Raw genomic sequence first — 16,123 nt, 5'->3', positions numbered from 1 at the left:
TTCCACCCATCGGCTTCCAGCAAACGTTCAGTGAACGCGCAAAATATCTGCTTACAATCAAAAAAGCTGCGCGCATAGCCTGCATAGCATGCACAACGTGAAGTATCGCATACAAAACTACGCAAAACTACGCGAAATCACGTAGCCACGTAGGTAGTGACGATGAACCGCAGAAAATCCAGCGCAATACGCAATAGCTACTGCGAAGCAAGAGGGGACTGCACAATAACGCGCGGTCGATCTGCTTGGCAGTGCGTGCACGACCATACTTGGTGAGTATGTTTGGGAGGCAAACATGGCAAAGTCAAGCACAATGAAAACGGCTATTTTCGAGTCCGCAGGTCACATGGCGATCGAAGAGGTGCCGATGCCGCAGATCGAACAGCCTGACGACGTGATTCTGCGCGTCGTGCGCACATGCGTATGCGGATCCGACCTGTGGCCGTTCCGTGGCATCAACGCATCGGCTCCGCACTCGGCGAATCCGGGTCACGAGGCCATAGGCATCGTCGAGGAAGTCGGCAGCGAGATCACGTCGGTCAAGCCCGGCGACTTCGTGATCGCACCATTCACGCACGGCTGTGGCAAGTGCCGCGCATGCTTGGCGGGCTACGACGGCTCCTGCATGGCGCACTCCGATAACTTCTCGGTGGGTGATCAGGGTCAGTACCTGCGCTTCCAGCACGCGCAGTGGTCGCTGGTGAAGATCCCCGGCAAGCCAAGTGACTACAGCGAGGGCATGCTCAAGAACCTGCTCACGCTTTCCGACGTGATGGCAACCGGCTACCACGCTGCACGCACCGCCCGCGTTGAGCAGGGCGACACGGTTATCGTGCTCGGTGACGGCGCGGTCGGCCAGTGCGGCATCATCGCCGCGAAGATGATGGGTGCCAAGCGCATCATCTCCACGAGCCGTCACGCTGACCGTCAGGCGCTCGCCGCTGAGTTCGGCGCGACCGACAACGTTGCCGAACGCGGTGACGAAGGCGTTGCGAAATTGCTCGAGCTGAGCAATGGAGGCGCTGACGCCGTGCTCGAATGCGTGGGCACTGACGCTTCGTTCCAGGAGGCCGCGGCGGTGGCTCGCCCTGGCGCGCTGATCGGTCGCGTCGGCTTGCCGCATGACCAGCAGATCAGTGGCGAGGGCACGTTCTACCGCAACGTCGGACTCGCCGGCGGCCCCGCTTCGGTGACAACGTACGACAAGGCTGTGCTGCTCGACGCCGTGCTGAACGCTGAGATCGAGCCCGGCAAGGTGTTCACCGACACCTTCGCGCTCGACGACATCCAGGCTGCTTACGAGGCGATGGACAACCGCAAGACGATCAAGTCCTACGTCATCGTCGAAGACTGATTTAAAAATCAAGCTTGTTCACTTCTGGCTATTTCGAGCGCAAGAAAAGCCGAACGAACAATGATGGTTAGCAGTTGAAACCGTTCCGGCGGTTGCGCATGCGTCACGCATGGTTTGCACGTCGTCTCACACGTCGCTGCTTGCGGATGTTTTTAGGAGGCACATATGGCAAAGCCAAATATTGCGTTCATTGAAACTTCTCTCGACGACGGCTCGTTCGAAGCAAAGCTCGCCAACACCGCAATCAAGGCGATCGGTGATCGCGCTGAGGTCATTCCGATTGACTACGCTGATCTGCCGATGCTCAACGCTGGCACTGACGAGCCGGATCCGGCCGCTGCTCTCGCTATTCGCGACAAGCTCGACGCTGCTGACGGCGTGTGGGTGTTCGTTTCCGAATATCACAAGACGATTCCGGATTCCGTGCGCAACCTGTTCCAGTGGATGTCGATGCCAGACACGAAGAACCCTGAGACCGGCGAGAACGTGCTGCACAACATGCCGGCTTGCATCACCGGCGTCGGTGGCTCGAAGGGCATGGTTCCGCGCGCTCTGCTCGGCGACCTGCTTGAGGCCAACGGCATGTATGTGTTCCCGATCGAGGTCGGCCTGTCCGTCCCTGAAGAGGCGTTCCAGACCAACGACTGGGTGATGAACGAAGCTGACGAAGGCGCGATCACCATGCAGGCGAACGACTTCCTGAACTTCATTCAGGAGAACCCGATCGACAGGAAGTAATTCAGTATTACTGACTGGGAATAAGCAATTCACAATATGCGAGTTCTTGTGTAAGTAATTTAAATAAATAATTTATATAAGAACTGTCGCAATCCGTGAATTACGCAGCGTAGATTTGTGCTGTGGTGTGCGCCCGCGCAACCCGAATATTCGTGGTTGCACGGGCGCACATTCATTGTGGGTGTTTGCTCTCCGTAAAATATAGTTGTATCTGCAATAGTTGTATTGCCTACAACTTACAATGAACACTGCTTACGCAAAAGAGATGCGTGACGAGCACGTGCGAAGGAGGGTGATGGACGACTTAGAACACAGTGAATATTTACGGCCGAGTCTTGAAATCCGCGCGGTGCACAATCTCATCAGCAGATATTGGAACGTGGTCGCACCACCCAACTCGATGATGTCTGGCGTGAACATGTCCATCATTTTGTTCCTTTATGAACATCGTGACGAAGATGTGTTTCAATATGACATCGAACAGGAGCTTTCGATCACACGTTCCACTGCGTCGCGTGTGATCAGTCTGATGGAGAAGAAGGGTTACGTGGAGCGTTCGAGCGTTCCGTGGGACGCGCGCGTACGCAAGATCACGCTGACCGGCAAAGCGAGCGCCATCGCCGAGGAAGTGCGTAACACCGCGGATCGGCTTGAGCGCACGCTGTTCGACGGGTTCACCCGCGACGAGCAGTTGTGGATGATGCGCGCATTCGAACGGATGCAGAGAAACCTGCTTTCCACCGGACTCGTCGGCACCGGCAAGGAACTCGAGGATTCGCTCAGGGAACCTCCCGATGGGTCGCAAGCGTGCGATTCAGAGGAGCGGACCGCAAGCAATGCCGATGAAATCACTACAGATACAACGAACACATCGAATAGGAGAAATGAGAAAGGAGATGCGCTGAGATGAGCACAGCAACCGCCGCGCCAACAGTGGGCGCGGCGCAATCCAAGCCAGCGAAGAAGCATATTATACGAACTCTTGGCAGATCGCTGCGTGAATACAAGAAGGCCAGTATTCTCTCGCCGCTGTTTGTGCTGGTAGAGGCGATCATTGAAATTATTATCCCCACCGTCATGGCGCTGCTGCTCGACAAGGGCATCACCGGCAAGTCGATGGCGGATGTGTGGAAGTACGGCGGACTGCTGATTCTGTGCGCCGTGGTGTCGCTGACCTCGGGCTTCCTGTCGGGGCGATACGCGGCAATCGCATCGTCTGGTTTCGGCAAGAATCTGCGTCATGACGAGTTCGAGCGCGTGCAGCAGTTCAGCTTCACGAACATCGACAAGTTCTCGACCGGCTCGATCATCACGCGTCTGACCACCGATGTGACGAACGTGCAGAACTCGTACCAGATGATCATTCGCGTGGGCATGCGCGCGCCTGTCATGCTGATCGCCGCGTGGATTTTCTCGTTCCGCATCAGCCCGCAGATCTCGCTCGTGTTCCTCGCCTGCATTCCGGTGCTCGGCGTGGGCTTGTTCGGTCTCGCCGCGGTGGTGCACCCGATTTTCGAACGCGTGTTCCACACATATGACGAGCTCAACAACGTGGTCGATGAGAACCTGCAGGGTATTCGCGTGGTGAAGTCGTTCAACCGCGAGGATTACGAAGATAAGAAGTTCTCGAAGATCTCCCAGCTCATTTACAAGCAGTTCGTGAAGGCGGAGAAACTGCTGAGCTTCAACTCGCCGCTGTTCAACTTCTGCATGTATGCATCGCTGTTGACGATCGCGTGGATCGGCGCGCAGCAGATCGTCGCCTCCGGCAACAATGCAGCGAATGGCCTGACCACGGGTGATTTGACCGCACTGGTGACGTACGCGATGCAGATCATGATGGCGATGATGATGCTGTCGATGATCTTCGTGATGGTGATCATTTCGCGCGCTTCGGCAGAGCGTATCTGCACGCTGCTCACCGAAGAGAGCACGATTCGCGAGGTAGCGCAGCCGGTGACCGATGTGAAGAGCGGCGACATCGACTTCGACGATGTGACGTTCCGTTACTCCAGCAGTTCGGAGCGCCCTGTGCTTGACGACATCAACCTGCATATCAAGGCAGGCGAGACGATCGGCATCGTCGGCGGCACGGGTTCCGCGAAGTCGAGCCTCGTGCAGTTGATCCCACGCTTGTACGACGTGTCTTCCGGCACACTCAAGGTCGGCGGAGTGGACGTGCGCGATTACGAGCTCGAATCACTGCGTGACGAAGTGGCCATGGTGCTGCAGAAGAACGTGCTGTTCTCCGGCACGATCGCCGAGAACCTGCGTTGGGGCAACCCGTATGCCACCGATGAGGAGATCCGCCACGCTTGCCAGCTCGCGCAGGCGGACGGCTTCATTCAGGAGTTCCCCGACAAATACGACACCTACATCGAGCAGGGCGGCACCAACGTGTCTGGCGGCCAACGCCAGCGACTGTGCATTGCGCGCGCACTGCTCAAGAAGCCGAAGATCCTGATTCTCGACGATTCCACGTCGGCTGTCGACACGAAGACGGATGCGCTTATTCGCGAGGCGTTCCACACCGAGATTCCGAACACGACGAAGATCATCATCGCCCAGCGCGTGGCGTCGGTCGAGGATTCCGACAAGATCGTCGTGATGCACGAAGGCAAGATTCTCGATCAGGGTACGAGCGAGGAACTGCTCGAACGTTGCGAGGAATACCGCAACATCTACCTGTCGCAGACGCAGCAGCACAGCGAACAGGATCTGGGCAAGGAATCTACGGACTGGCATGAGGAAGAGGATCGCAAGGCACAGAAACTGCGCCGCCTCGAACTCGACAACGACGCCAGGAACGCGCAGAAGGAACAGGAAGGAGGCAACGCACAATGACGGCAGCATCAACGGCGGCACGCATCGACATCACCGATCGTGAGACGATCGACAGCGAGTCGCGCAACCCGAACGCCGCACCGCAAGGCGACCGCGACAAGGCGAAGAAGGGCACGCTCAAGCGCATGCTCAAATACATCTTCCACTACAAGTGGCGCATGTTCTTCGTCATCGTCAGCATTCTCGTGTCGGCAGCGGCACAAGCAGGATCATCACTGTTCCTGCAGCAGCTGATCGACAAATACATCCTGCCACTGGTGGGCAAACCGAATCCGGTATGGACACCACTCATTCAGGCGCTGATCCTGATGGGCATCCTGTATGCATTCGGCGTGCTGTCTGCATGGCTCTACAACTACCTGCTTGTAGGCGTCGAGCAAGGCGTGATGAAGTCGATTCGTGACGACATGTTCGAACACATGCAGACGTTGCCGATCTCGTTCTTCGACACGCATGAGCACGGCGACGTGATGAGCCGTTACACGAACGACACCGACACATTGCGTCAGGCGATCAGCCAATCGCTTCCGCAGATGTTCTCGTCGGCAGTCACCGCGCTCGCGGCATTGATCTCCATGCTGTACCTGTCGGTGCCGTATGCGGTGTTCGTGCTCGTGTTCACCGGACTGCTCATGCTGCTCATCCAAGTGCTGGTGAGCCGTTCCGGGCGCTACTTCGTCAAGCAGCAGAAAGAGCTCGGCGATGTGAACGCATTCGTCGAAGAAGCCGTCAACGGCCAGAAGGTCGTCAAGGTGTTCAACCACGAAGACGCGATGCAGGCCGACTTCGACCGCCGCAACGAGAGCCTCTACAACGCATCGGCAAGCGCCAACACCTACGGCAACGTGCTGATGCCGGTGGTCAACAACATGGGCTATCTGCTTTACGTGATCTCGGCTGTGCTCGGCGGCCTCGCCACGTTCTACAGCTGGAAGAACTTCGGTTTCTCCGGCCAGACCGTCTACACGATCGGCATGATCATCTCACTGCTCACGCTGTCGCGCAGCTTCGTCAACCCGATCGGCCAGGTTTCGCAACAGTTCACGATGGTGATGATGGCGCTCGCAGGCGCATCCCGCATCTTCGCGCTGATGGATGCCGAGCCGGAGCAAGACACCGGTACGGTGACGCTCGTCAACGTGGAACTCGCCTCCGATGGACGCACGATGACCGAAACGAACCGCGTGACCGGCCACTGGGCTTGGAAGCGCGAAGCGAGCGACGACGGCACGCGCTCCCGCGAAGCCGCCAAGAAGCTCAGCCCGAAGGCGGCGAAGATCGCTGACGAGGCTCACGAAGAGGCCATCACCTCTCCAGACGGTCGCCTGACATTGCTGCGTGGCGATGTGCGCTTCACCGACGTCACGTTCGGCTACGACCCGAAGAAGCCGGTGTTGCACGACATCACGTGGTTCGCCAAGCCAGGCCAGAAGATCGCCCTCGTTGGCGCGACCGGCGCAGGCAAGACTACGATCACGAACCTCATCAACCGCTTCTACGACATTCAGGAAGGCATGATCCTCTACGACGGCATCAACGTCAAGGGCATCAAGAAGCCAGACCTGCGTCGTTCGCTGGGCATCGTGCTTCAGGATGTGAACCTGTTCACTGGCACGGTGATGGACAACATCCGTTATGGCAAGCTCGACGCCAGCGACGAGGAGTGCATCGAGGCCGCGAAGCTCACGAATGCCGACAGCTTCATCCGCATGTTGCCGGACGGCTACAACACCGTGCTCTCCGGCGACGGCTCCGGACTCTCGCAAGGCCAGCGTCAGCTCATCTCGATCGCGCGCGCTGCAGTGGCGAATCCGCCGGCGTTGATCCTCGACGAAGCAACATCGTCGATCGATACGCGCACCGAGGAAGTCGTGCAGGCGGGCATGGATAATCTGATGGCAGGCCGCACGGTCTTCGTCATCGCCCACCGCCTGTCTACCGTGCGTAACTCCGACGTGATCATGGTGCTCGACCACGGTCGCATCATCGAGCGCGGTTCGCACGACGAGCTGATGGCAGAGCACGGCGAGTACTACCAGCTCTACACTGGCTCGCTCGAACTCGAGTAATCGCTCACAATGCGCGCACTGGGCTGGGTCATGGGAACTTTGCTTCCCGTGCCCCAGCCCAGTGCGTTATACCCAGCTTTGTTAGGCACGCCCGCATAGTGGGGAAGCGGCGGAATTCGCCTATCTGCGCAATCGCGGGTCGCGTGCTGTAATAGAGAAAGCAAAACAAAGGAGGCTACTATGGCAGAACTCAGCGGCGATATGAAGAAGAACTTCGAAGAAATCAAGGAACGCATCGACGAGCACAAAGACGATTTCGAGGGCATCAAGAAGAGTGCCGAAGATCTCGGAAGCAAGCTCAAGGATGCCAAGGAAGGCTGGGAATCCTCGCGCGCCGAGAAAGGCGACAAGCACGAAGTTGCCGAGAACGAGGAAACTCATCAGACCCACTGATTAATTTCTTCCTTATTTTCTGGGCGGTCACGCAAAGTGGCCGCCCTTTGCGTATTGCGACGTGTGCCCTGCGCGCTTTTTGCTGTTTTGTCGGCTTATGCTATGCCTGCTTATGGTTCTGTTAGCTTTATATGTCAAAACGGCAAATTCATCCGCTAGAACGGCAAGCCCATCTGCTAAAACGGCAAAGTATTGTGTTTTGCTGTTTTATCCATTGGTTTTGCTGTTTTGTCTGCTGTTTTGCTTGTTTTGTGAGTCGGAACAGCAAATCTATCTGATAAAACGTCAAAAGTAGTTTATATTTGCTGTTTTTGATATCTGGTTTTGCCGTTTTTGCATTGTTTGGCTTGCTTCATCTTTTTGCTGTTTTGCTGTTTGCTTTTGCTGTTTTGTATGCGCCACGCGTGCGCTCTGTGGGCGAACAGAAGAGAAGTGGCGTTACATTGGAACTATGAGTGAACAGACGGTTTCGCAGGCAGACAATCTGCATAATAATTCAGGCAAAACTCTGCGTAATAATCCAAACAATAACCAGCATAGTGAGCGATCACAGCAGCTCGATAAGCAGATCAATCACATTGAGCATCTCGAGCAGTCGCAAAATTCTAAGCAGTGGCCGATTATTTCGCAGCCGCTCAACTTGCCCGGTATTGACAATCTGCGTGACATGGGCGGTATCGCCACACAAGACGGCCGCGTGATCCGCCCACACATGCTGTTCCGTTCGGCGAATCTGCATAAGGCGAGCGCGCACGACCTGCACGCGCTCGACTCGCTCGGCTTGCGCAACGTGATCGACTTGCGCACAAAGCAAGAAAAGCGTTTCGAAGAAGACCAACTGATGCAAAACTGGCAGTATTACTGGCTTCCCGTATTTTCAGAAACGCAGGAGGCGAGCAAACAGCTCGAGGGAATCTTCAAAGATCCGGGCACGTTCATCGAGAGCATCTACCCGCAGATGATCCGCTCGCAAATGGCAGTCGACTGCTGGAAACAGTGCTTCGCGCTGCTGCTCAACGAGTCTGGCGCGTTCCTGTGGCATTGCACGCAGGGCAAGGATCGCACCGGTGCGCTCGCCGCGTTGATTTTGGCGGCGTTGAACGTCGACGAGGAGACGATTGTTGCAGATTATCTCGAAACCAACCGTTTCATGTCTACTGAAACACCGAAATTTGCCGAGAAAATAGAGAAACTTGTTGGGCGCCGCATTGACGGCGATATCAATCAGTTCCTGGTGGCGGCGCCTGCGTACATTCACGCGTTCCTAGATGCAGCCGCTGAATATGGCGGATTGCGTGGCTTCCTGCACGAAAAAGTCGGCTTGAGCGACGCAGATTTCGAGCGCCTGCGCGAGCGCTTCACCCAGGCAGCGGATTCTGCTGATTCCGTCGGCTCCACTGAGTTTGCTGCGACTGAGTGAGCGGCATGTGAGTGAGACGAAACTTCGCATGTGCCCACCACCTGTGTTCTGCGTATACTCGGCGTGCTTGGTTACGCTTTAGTTGCGTTTGCGTGTAAGCGGGTTTTGCTTGCAATATGCGCGAAAAAATAGCGCGCGGTTGGCGTGTGGAGGATTATAGTTAAAACTAGGCAAGGGCAAAGCTTCTGTATTCAAAGTAGAGGAGGGCTGATGTCCAAGAAAGATCCGAACGAACACGTCACGAACACGCACGAGGGTTTGGAGACGGTGAACGAAGACGAGATCAAGGCGATGTCTGAGGTCGTCGAGGAAACCGACCACCCGCACAAAGACCCGATCACCGGCGAATCCGATGGCAGCACGAACAACGGGTTCGCCGTCCACCCCAAGAAAATTGCGAAGGCAGCCGAGAAAGATCTGCTGTTCCACAGCGCCAACACTTGGGAGAACATGGACGAAGTTCCAGAGTAAACACCGCACGTAGTGCGTGATGTTCGCAGAAATATTCACATTGATTATCCCGCGCTCAGCACACTGGGCGCGGGATTTATTTATCTGCTGAATTATTCGCACGGGCAAACACGGCAATGCGCGCAATTGTATAGTGAGTGAAGATAAGGCTTACAAACACAGCCTTGGCTCTTTTGAGATTGGAGACATCATGGCAGATGATACGAATACGCATGAGGGTCTCGGCGCAATGAGCGACGAGCAGATCAAGGAGATGGCGAACGTTGTCAAGGGCACCGATCACCCATACAAAGACCCGATCACCGGCAAGATGAACATAGACATTCCGCAGAACGAAGTCGGTGTGAGCCGTGAGTCCGAAGCCGCGAAGAAGGCGCACGCAGATCGCGACCAGATGGAGATCAACCGCGAAGAAGAGGCCATCAACGCCAGCCAGTGGGAAGACCCACTCGGCGAAGACCGCTGATTTCTCTTTCACCTCTACCCACAAGCCCGATGCAGTATTATCCGCATCGGGCTTTTGCTGTTTTGCTGTTTTATCCATTGGTTTTGCTGTTTTGTATTACTTTTTGCTTGATTTGTATGAAAACAGCAAATCCATCTATCAGAACGTCAAATCCGACTGCTGAAACGGCGAAATACTCTGCTTTTGCTGCTTTGCCTACTGGTTTTGCTGTTTTGTATTACTTTTGTTTGATTTATATGTAAAAACAGCAAATCTGTCTGTGAAAACGGCAAATTCTCTTGCAATGATGGCAAATAATTTGTATTTGCTGTTTTAAGGTCGGATTTGCTGTTTTGTATGGTTCCGCAGCTGCTTTATGTGTGAAACGGCGAAGCCGCCTGCGAAAACAGCAAATCCATCTGATGTAACAGCAAAATAGGCACTTTTGCTGTTTTGTCCGGTAGATTTGATGTTTTGTATTACTTTTTGCTTGATTTGTAAGTAAAAACGTCAAATCTGTCTGTGAAAACGGCGAAATAGCTTGGTTTTGCTGTTTTTAAGGCCGGATTTGATGTTTTGTATTAGATTTTGCTTGATTCGTAAGTAAAAACAGCAAATCTGGTTGCAAGAACGGCAAAACAGTTTGCGAAAACAGCAAAAGCAGGGGGCGGGAATAGCGCAGCGCGGAGTGCTGTTCAATGCAGTAGGGCGAATGAGCAGGCGGCGGATAATCTTCACAAATTATTCGCGTGCAATGCTATACTCACACTCAACATGGCGATGATCCGTTATCAGCGGGGAGTCTTCGGAAGAACGGCGGAGCGCGCGTGCGCGACGCCCAGTAGAACCGACGGGTTCGGCCCGCACAGCCGAATCAAGCGGTCGAACGCGAACGGCAACGTGCGCGTGCGGCAAGCGAGGTGGTACCGCGGTGGCACTACGCAGAACTTGACAGCCAAGTATTTGCGCGGTTTCTGGCCATCGTCCTCGCAGGAATAATCCTGCAACCACGAGGAGATACGGTGAGCGAAACACCAAAGCATGTGTATCCCAAGGCAGCAGTGGGCGAGCAGAGCGCGAACGTCGCGCCGAACCCGGACTTCCCACAGCTTGAAGAAGATGTGCTGCAGTATTGGGACACGAATGACACATTCCAAAAATCCATCGACGAGAACCCCAGCGGCGAGAACAGCGACAACGAGTTCGTGTTCTTCGACGGCCCGCCGTTTGCGAACGGTCTGCCTCACTACGGCCACCTGCTGACCGGCTACGCGAAAGACGTCGTGCCGCGTTACCAGACGATGAAGGGGCACCGTGTCAACCGCGTGTTCGGTTGGGATACGCACGGTCTGCCCGCCGAACTGGAGGCGCAGAAGGAACTCGGCATCGATTCGGTCGATCAGATCGAGCAGATGGGCATCGACAAGTTCAACGACGCCTGCCGCGCGTCCGTGCTCAAGTACGTGAACGAGTGGCGCGACTACGTGCACCGTCAGGCTCGCTGGGTGGACTTCGAACACGGCTACAAGACGCTCGACATTCCATACATGGAGTCGGTGATGTGGGCGTTCAAGACGCTCTACGACAAGGGCTTGGCATACAAGGGCTACCGCGTGCTGCCATACTGCCCGAAGGATCGCACGCCGCTTTCGGCACACGAGCTGCGCATGGACGCCGACGTATATCAGGATCGCCAAGACACCACCGTGTCGGTCGCCGTGAAGCTGCGTGACGAAGACGACGCCTACGTGGTGTTCTGGACGACTACGCCGTGGACCGTTCCTTCGAATCTGGCGATCGTTGTGGGCGCTGACATCGACTACGTGGAGGTGGCTCCGAAGAACGGCAAGTTCGCCGGCAAGAAGCTCTACTTCGCGAAGGCCCGCGTCAACGACTACAACAAGGAGCTGGGCGAGGACTACGAGGTGGTTCGCGAGCTCAAGGGCGCCGACATGGTTGGCTGGCGCTACTGGCCGGTGTTCCCGTATTTCGCCGGCGAAGCCGCGACCGCCGAGGGCGGCGAACCCGGCCCGAACGCCTTCCAGATCTTCGCAGCCGATTACGTCGACACCGTTGAGGGTACCGGCCTCGTGCATCAGGCTCCTTACGGCGAAGACGATATGAACACGCTGAACGCTCACGACATCAAGAGCGTTGACGTGCTCGACGCCGGCTGCAAGTTCACGTCGCTGTGCCCGGATTATGAAGGCATGTTCGTGTTCGACGCGAACCTGCCGATCCTGCGCAACCTGCGCGCCGGCGACGGCCCGCTCGCGCAGATCCCCGAAGAGCATCGCGCACTGCTGCTGCAGGAGAAGAGCTATGTGCACTCCTACCCGCACTGCTGGCGTTGCGGCACCCCGCTGATCTACAAGCCGGTGTCGAGCTGGTTTGTGTCGGTCACGAAGATCAAGCCGCAGCTGCTCAAGCACAACCAGGAGATCAACTGGATCCCGGAGAACGTCAAAGACGGTCAGTTCGGCAAGTGGCTGGAAAACGCCCGCGACTGGTCGATCTCGCGTAACCGCTTCTGGGGTTCGCCGATCCCGGTGTGGGTGAGCGATGACCCGAAGTACCCACGCGTCGACGTGTACGGTTCGCTTGACGAGTTGAAGCGCGATTTCGGCGACTATCCGCGAGACAAAGACGGCAACATCAACATGCACCGTCCGTGGATCGACAACCTGACGCGCCCGAATCCGGATGACCCGACGGGCAAGTCGCAGATGCACCGCATCACCGACGTGCTCGACTGCTGGTTCGAATCCGGTTCGATGCCGTTCGCACAGTTCCACTACCCGTTTGAGAACAAGGAATATTTCGAACAGCACTTCCCGTCTGACTTCGTGGTCGAATACATCGGCCAGACGCGTGGCTGGTTCTACCTGCTGCACGTGATGGCGACCGCGCTGTTCGACAAGCCTGCGTTCAAGAACGTGATCTGCCACGGCATCGTGCTCGGTGACGATGGCCAGAAGATGAGCAAGCACCTGCGCAACTACCCGGACGTGAACGGTGTGTTCAACAAATATGGTTCCGACGCTATGCGCTGGTTCCTGATGAGCTCGCCGATTCTTCGCGGTGGCAACCTGATCGTGACCTCCGATGGCATTCGCGACACGGTTCGTCAGATCATGCTGCCGGTGTGGAGCAGCTACTACTTCTTCACGCTCTACGCCAACGCCGCGAATCACGGTAACGGCTACGACGCGCGCAAGCTGACCGCTGATGAGGTGCCGGGTCTGCCGCAGATGGATCGCTATCTGCTCGCACGCACCCGCAAGCTGATCTCCGAAGTGACTTCGTGCATGGATAACTTCGAGATCTCGAGCGCCTGTGATCACGTTGCCGACTTCATCGACATGCTCACGAACTGGTACATCCGCAATACGCGCGACCGCTTCTGGAATGAAGACGAGAACGCGTTCAACACGCTGTACACCGTGCTTGAGGTGTTCATGCGCGTGCTGGCGCCGCTCGCCCCGATGGAAGCCGAAAACGTGTGGCGCGGCTTGACCGGAGGCGAATCCGTGCATTTGGGAGACTGGCCATACCTGACCGACCCGAAGACCGGTGAAGACACCGAACTGGGCAAGGTGCTCGTCGAAGACGGCGCACTCGTTGAGGCGATGGACAAGGTGCGCGAAGTGGTCTCCGCAACGCTGGCTCTGCGCAAGGCGAGCAAGATGCGCGTGCGCCAGCCGCTCGCCAAGCTCACCGTCGTGGTCGACAACCCGTCGCAGGTTGACTGCTATGACGCATTGCTCAAGAGCGAGCTGAACATCAAGAACATCGAATACACGACTCTTGATTCCGCCGCCGAGCATGGTCTGCGCATCATCGATGAGTTGAAGGTGAACGCTCGCGCTGCCGGCCCGCGCTTGGGCAAGCAGGTGCAGTTCGCGATCAAGGCGTCGAAGAGCGGCGACTGGCACACCGACCCGGCTACAGGAGATCCGGTTATCGAGACTCCGAACGGCGAGATCACGCTGCAGGGCGATGAATACGACATCACCCGTCGCGTTGAAGAGGTCGACGCTGAAGAGCGTCGCAACTCGGCGTCGTCGATCCTGCCGACCGGCGGCTTCGTGATCCTCGACCTCGAGCTGAACGACGATCTGATCGCCGAAGGCTACGCCCGCGACGTCGTGCGCGCTGTGCAAGACGCTCGCAAGGCCGCTGATCTCGACATCACCGATCGCATCTCGCTCAAGCTCGTTGTGCCAACGGATTGTTTGGCGCGCGTCGAGCAGTTCCGCGACCTGATCGCCGGTGAAACGCTTGCCACATCGATGAGCGTTGAGCCAGGAGACGAGCTCCAGGTCAAGGTCGCCAAGGCCTAACCTTCGTCGCCAAGGCTTGGCCCTCGTTCCGTAGGGGAGCGGGTGGGTATATATCCACCCGCTCCCCATTTCTATTTCGCTGGCGGGGATATAAAAGTGCCGAAGCGCTTGATAACCAATTGCGAAAATCGTTGGAATTTAGCGATTTTCCAGTTTGGGCTAGTCGGCGCTTCGGCACTTTTATATCCCCGCCAGCAAAATGAAGAGGGTCAGTCGCCGCGGTATTTCGCCATCATCTGCGACTGGAGCTGCTGGGCGCTCGGGGGAGTCCAGGTCACGGCATCGGCGCCCGCCTCGATCGTCGCGGTGATGCTTTCATCGCTCGCGCCACCCGAAGCCAGAATCGGCACCTCAGGGTGATGTGCGCGTATGCTGCGCACCACCTCAGGTGTGCGTGCGCCGGCGGCAACGTTAATGATGGCAGCGCCAGCGAGAATCTTGTGCTCGGTGATCGTGTCGTCATTCGTCACGGTGGCGATCACCGGAATATCGACGGCGTTCATCGTGGCCTCGACGGTTTCTGCGGGGGCGGGTGCATTGATCACCACGCCGGCAGCCCCCTGCATCTCAGCCACCACGCCAATTCGATAACGCGCCCGCCGGTGGTGGTGCCGCCTCCCACGCCGACGAACAACGGTTGCTGAGCCACCGTGAGCAGGGCCTGGGTGATCACCGGTTCGCCGGTGAACGGATACACTGCCAGAATCGCGTTGGCGTTCGTGTTGCGAATCACGGCTGCATCGGTCGTGTATGCAAACGTCTTCAACGTGTGCCCTTTCACCGTGATGCCGCCGCACGCCTCGGTCGCCGCAGGTACGCGAGCCACCGGCGATGTGAGGCGTCCTTCAACCGTCGCCGTGCCGCTCACCGTTCGTTGCACCGATGGCGTGGATGTGTGCTGTTCAACCGCCACCGACTCACTTGGCGAGAAAATCGAGATGGACCTCGGACTAATCTGCTGGCTCATAGAGCACCTCCCAACCGTCGCTTTCGTTGGTCGCCTCGCGCGCCGCCTCGTTTGCCTGCTTGAATTCCGCCATCGCCTTGCGCATCAGTCGCTTGCGCTTTGCGAAGTTGTCTTCGGGATGTTGCTCTTCGGCAGCATGGTTGATGCGTTCCAAATAGTCATACAGATTCTCCAGCTCCTGCTCGTTGAGGCAGTCGAGCAGACTCGTCGTGCGCTGCGCATCCTCGCTATATTCCTCGAGCACTTTTCTGCCCGCCTTGGTGAGCTGCACCATCTGCACGCGGCGATCGTCCTTCGACGTCGTGCGCGTCACATACCCGTACTGCTCGAGTTTGGCGAGCAGTTCCGCCGTCGCCTGCCTGCTCGTGCCCATCAGCTCGCCGAAATCATGCTGACTGATCTGCGGCTGTTCCGACAGCGTTCCCAGCGCTTTGAGCTGCCCGTTGCTGGGCTGATGCGTTCTGCTCACTCCGCGTGCCCGCGCGCGCCTCGCCTTGAGATGTCCGCGAATAATGAACATGCTCAATTCGTGCACTTGCTCAATTATCTTTGTTTTAATGTCGTCGCTCATCGCAACTCCTTGTTCTCGGGCTGCCCTGCGGGCTCGCCCGTTTCACTGTTGAGCCAGAGCATAAGAGCGCGCAACTAGTTTGTCAAGTACCTGACAAATATTCTTTCGTTGGAAGAAAATGGCATGTTTTTCTACGCGTGGCAATTCATTGACCAATGATTTTTCACGTTGAATATGAGACAGTTACACAGCATTCTGCCTATAGCCGATGTAGAATTTTGCTTACGGTCTAAATGAAGGCGGTGAATATTAGGCAATTAATGCCGAATGCGTAATTTTTGTTTTAAAATAATTCTAAAAGACGAAAATTATGAGATTATAAAACAAATAAATGATTTTGTATGAAATTGTCGACTTTTTCGACGGCTTACTAATTTTTTAGGGTATATAAAGTAAAAGGTGGTTTTGCGTGGGAGCTTACTGAAGACATGGTGGTCTTACTCTAAAGGAAAGGGTGGGATTGTTTCGTGTCTTTTCGTTCGCCATGATATGATGCCTACTATAAAGT

General features: G+C 56.3%; 13 protein-coding genes. 10 read left to right on the top strand and 3 right to left on the bottom strand.

All coding sequences use genetic code 11. The features are described from left to right. Window positions 1-313: 313 nt before the first annotated feature. From GSD1FS_RS09070 to ileS, 10 genes are all read left to right on the top strand, one after another. Window positions 314-1,354 (top strand): alcohol dehydrogenase catalytic domain-containing protein, encoded by a 1,041-nt coding sequence (locus GSD1FS_RS09070; RefSeq protein ID WP_155589326.1) that lies wholly within the window; start codon window positions 314-316, stop codon window positions 1,352-1,354. A gap of 165 nt (window positions 1,355-1,519) precedes the next feature. Beyond that, complete coding sequence (locus GSD1FS_RS09065; protein WP_155589315.1) at window positions 1,520-2,092, top strand: NADPH-dependent FMN reductase; 573 nt, start codon at window positions 1,520-1,522, stop codon at window positions 2,090-2,092. A 295-nt stretch (window positions 2,093-2,387) separates the two neighbouring features. Then, the gene (locus GSD1FS_RS09060; RefSeq protein WP_155589314.1) at window positions 2,388-3,002 is read left to right on the top strand and encodes a MarR family winged helix-turn-helix transcriptional regulator; all 615 of its coding nucleotides are present in this window, start codon (window positions 2,388-2,390) and stop codon (window positions 3,000-3,002) included. After that, entirely contained in the window at window positions 2,999-4,936 is a 1,938-nt protein-coding gene (locus GSD1FS_RS09055; RefSeq protein WP_155589313.1) for an ABC transporter ATP-binding protein, read from the top strand. The genes GSD1FS_RS09060 and GSD1FS_RS09055 overlap by 4 nt, the downstream gene beginning before the upstream one ends. Next, entirely contained in the window at window positions 4,933-7,005 is a 2,073-nt protein-coding gene (locus GSD1FS_RS09050) for an ABC transporter ATP-binding protein (RefSeq protein ID WP_155589312.1), read from the top strand. Before GSD1FS_RS09055 ends, GSD1FS_RS09050 begins: the two co-directional genes overlap by 4 nt. 180 nt (window positions 7,006-7,185) lie before the next feature. Continuing rightward, window positions 7,186-7,398, top strand: coding sequence for a hypothetical protein (locus GSD1FS_RS09045; protein ID WP_155589311.1), 213 nt, complete (start codon window positions 7,186-7,188; stop codon window positions 7,396-7,398). A 451-nt stretch (window positions 7,399-7,849) separates the two neighbouring features. Continuing rightward, window positions 7,850-8,818: a tyrosine-protein phosphatase gene (locus tag GSD1FS_RS09040; protein WP_155589310.1), complete on the top strand. Its 969-nt coding sequence runs from the start codon at window positions 7,850-7,852 to the stop codon at window positions 8,816-8,818. Window positions 8,819-9,028: 210 nt separating this feature from the next. Further along, a complete protein-coding gene (locus GSD1FS_RS09035) occupies window positions 9,029-9,289 on the top strand; it encodes a hypothetical protein (protein ID WP_246166189.1) in 261 nt (86 codons plus the stop codon). A gap of 190 nt (window positions 9,290-9,479) precedes the next feature. After that, on the top strand, window positions 9,480-9,755 hold the full coding sequence (locus GSD1FS_RS09030) for a hypothetical protein (protein WP_155589309.1): 276 nt from the start codon (window positions 9,480-9,482) through the stop codon (window positions 9,753-9,755). A 1,001-nt stretch (window positions 9,756-10,756) separates the two neighbouring features. Then, on the top strand, window positions 10,757-14,077 hold the full coding sequence (ileS, locus tag GSD1FS_RS09025) for a mupirocin-resistant isoleucine--tRNA ligase (RefSeq protein WP_343030269.1): 3,321 nt from the start codon (window positions 10,757-10,759) through the stop codon (window positions 14,075-14,077). Window positions 14,078-14,286: 209 nt separating this feature from the next. Here the strand turns inward: ileS and GSD1FS_RS10060 are convergent, their stop codons facing one another. The 3 genes from GSD1FS_RS10060 to GSD1FS_RS09015 are packed head-to-tail and all read right to left on the bottom strand — an operon-like array spanning window position 14,287 to window position 15,615. After that, on the bottom strand, window positions 14,287-14,652 hold the full coding sequence (locus GSD1FS_RS10060) for a beta/alpha barrel domain-containing protein (protein WP_246166187.1): 366 nt from the start codon (window positions 14,650-14,652) through the stop codon (window positions 14,287-14,289). Further along, on the bottom strand, window positions 14,619-15,044 hold the full coding sequence (locus tag GSD1FS_RS10055) for a hypothetical protein (RefSeq protein ID WP_246166185.1): 426 nt from the start codon (window positions 15,042-15,044) through the stop codon (window positions 14,619-14,621). Before GSD1FS_RS10055 ends, GSD1FS_RS10060 begins: the two co-directional genes overlap by 34 nt. Next, the gene (locus tag GSD1FS_RS09015) at window positions 15,028-15,615 is read right to left on the bottom strand and encodes a MarR family winged helix-turn-helix transcriptional regulator (RefSeq protein WP_155589308.1); all 588 of its coding nucleotides are present in this window, start codon (window positions 15,613-15,615) and stop codon (window positions 15,028-15,030) included. Before GSD1FS_RS09015 ends, GSD1FS_RS10055 begins: the two co-directional genes overlap by 17 nt. Between the last annotated feature and the right edge of the window lie 508 nt (window positions 15,616-16,123).

Source organism: Bifidobacterium canis (genome assembly GCF_009727065.1).
GTDB lineage: Bacteria > Actinomycetota > Actinomycetes > Actinomycetales > Bifidobacteriaceae > Bifidobacterium > Bifidobacterium canis.
This window is presented reverse-complemented; position numbering and strand designations above follow the sequence as displayed.

Excerpts from the sequence above, each read along its gene's own strand:
- GSD1FS_RS09045 (WP_155589311.1), top strand. The coding sequence starts at position 7,186 with ATGGCAGAACTCAGCGGCGATATGAAGAAGAACTTCGAAGAAATCAAG.
- GSD1FS_RS09015 (WP_155589308.1), bottom strand. The coding sequence starts at position 15,615 with ATGAGCGACGACATTAAAACAAAGATAATTGAGCAAGTGCACGAATTG.
- GSD1FS_RS09050 (WP_155589312.1), top strand. The coding sequence starts at position 4,933 with ATGACGGCAGCATCAACGGCGGCACGCATCGACATCACCGATCGTGAG.
- GSD1FS_RS09055 (WP_155589313.1), top strand. The coding sequence starts at position 2,999 with ATGAGCACAGCAACCGCCGCGCCAACAGTGGGCGCGGCGCAATCCAAG.
- GSD1FS_RS09065 (WP_155589315.1), top strand. The coding sequence starts at position 1,520 with ATGGCAAAGCCAAATATTGCGTTCATTGAAACTTCTCTCGACGACGGC.
- GSD1FS_RS09040 (WP_155589310.1), top strand. The coding sequence starts at position 7,850 with ATGAGTGAACAGACGGTTTCGCAGGCAGACAATCTGCATAATAATTCA.
- GSD1FS_RS09060 (WP_155589314.1), top strand. The coding sequence starts at position 2,388 with ATGGACGACTTAGAACACAGTGAATATTTACGGCCGAGTCTTGAAATC.
- GSD1FS_RS10055 (WP_246166185.1), bottom strand. The coding sequence starts at position 15,044 with ATGAGCCAGCAGATTAGTCCGAGGTCCATCTCGATTTTCTCGCCAAGT.
- GSD1FS_RS09035 (WP_246166189.1), top strand. The coding sequence starts at position 9,029 with ATGTCCAAGAAAGATCCGAACGAACACGTCACGAACACGCACGAGGGT.
- GSD1FS_RS09070 (WP_155589326.1), top strand. The coding sequence starts at position 314 with ATGAAAACGGCTATTTTCGAGTCCGCAGGTCACATGGCGATCGAAGAG.
- GSD1FS_RS09030 (WP_155589309.1), top strand. The coding sequence starts at position 9,480 with ATGGCAGATGATACGAATACGCATGAGGGTCTCGGCGCAATGAGCGAC.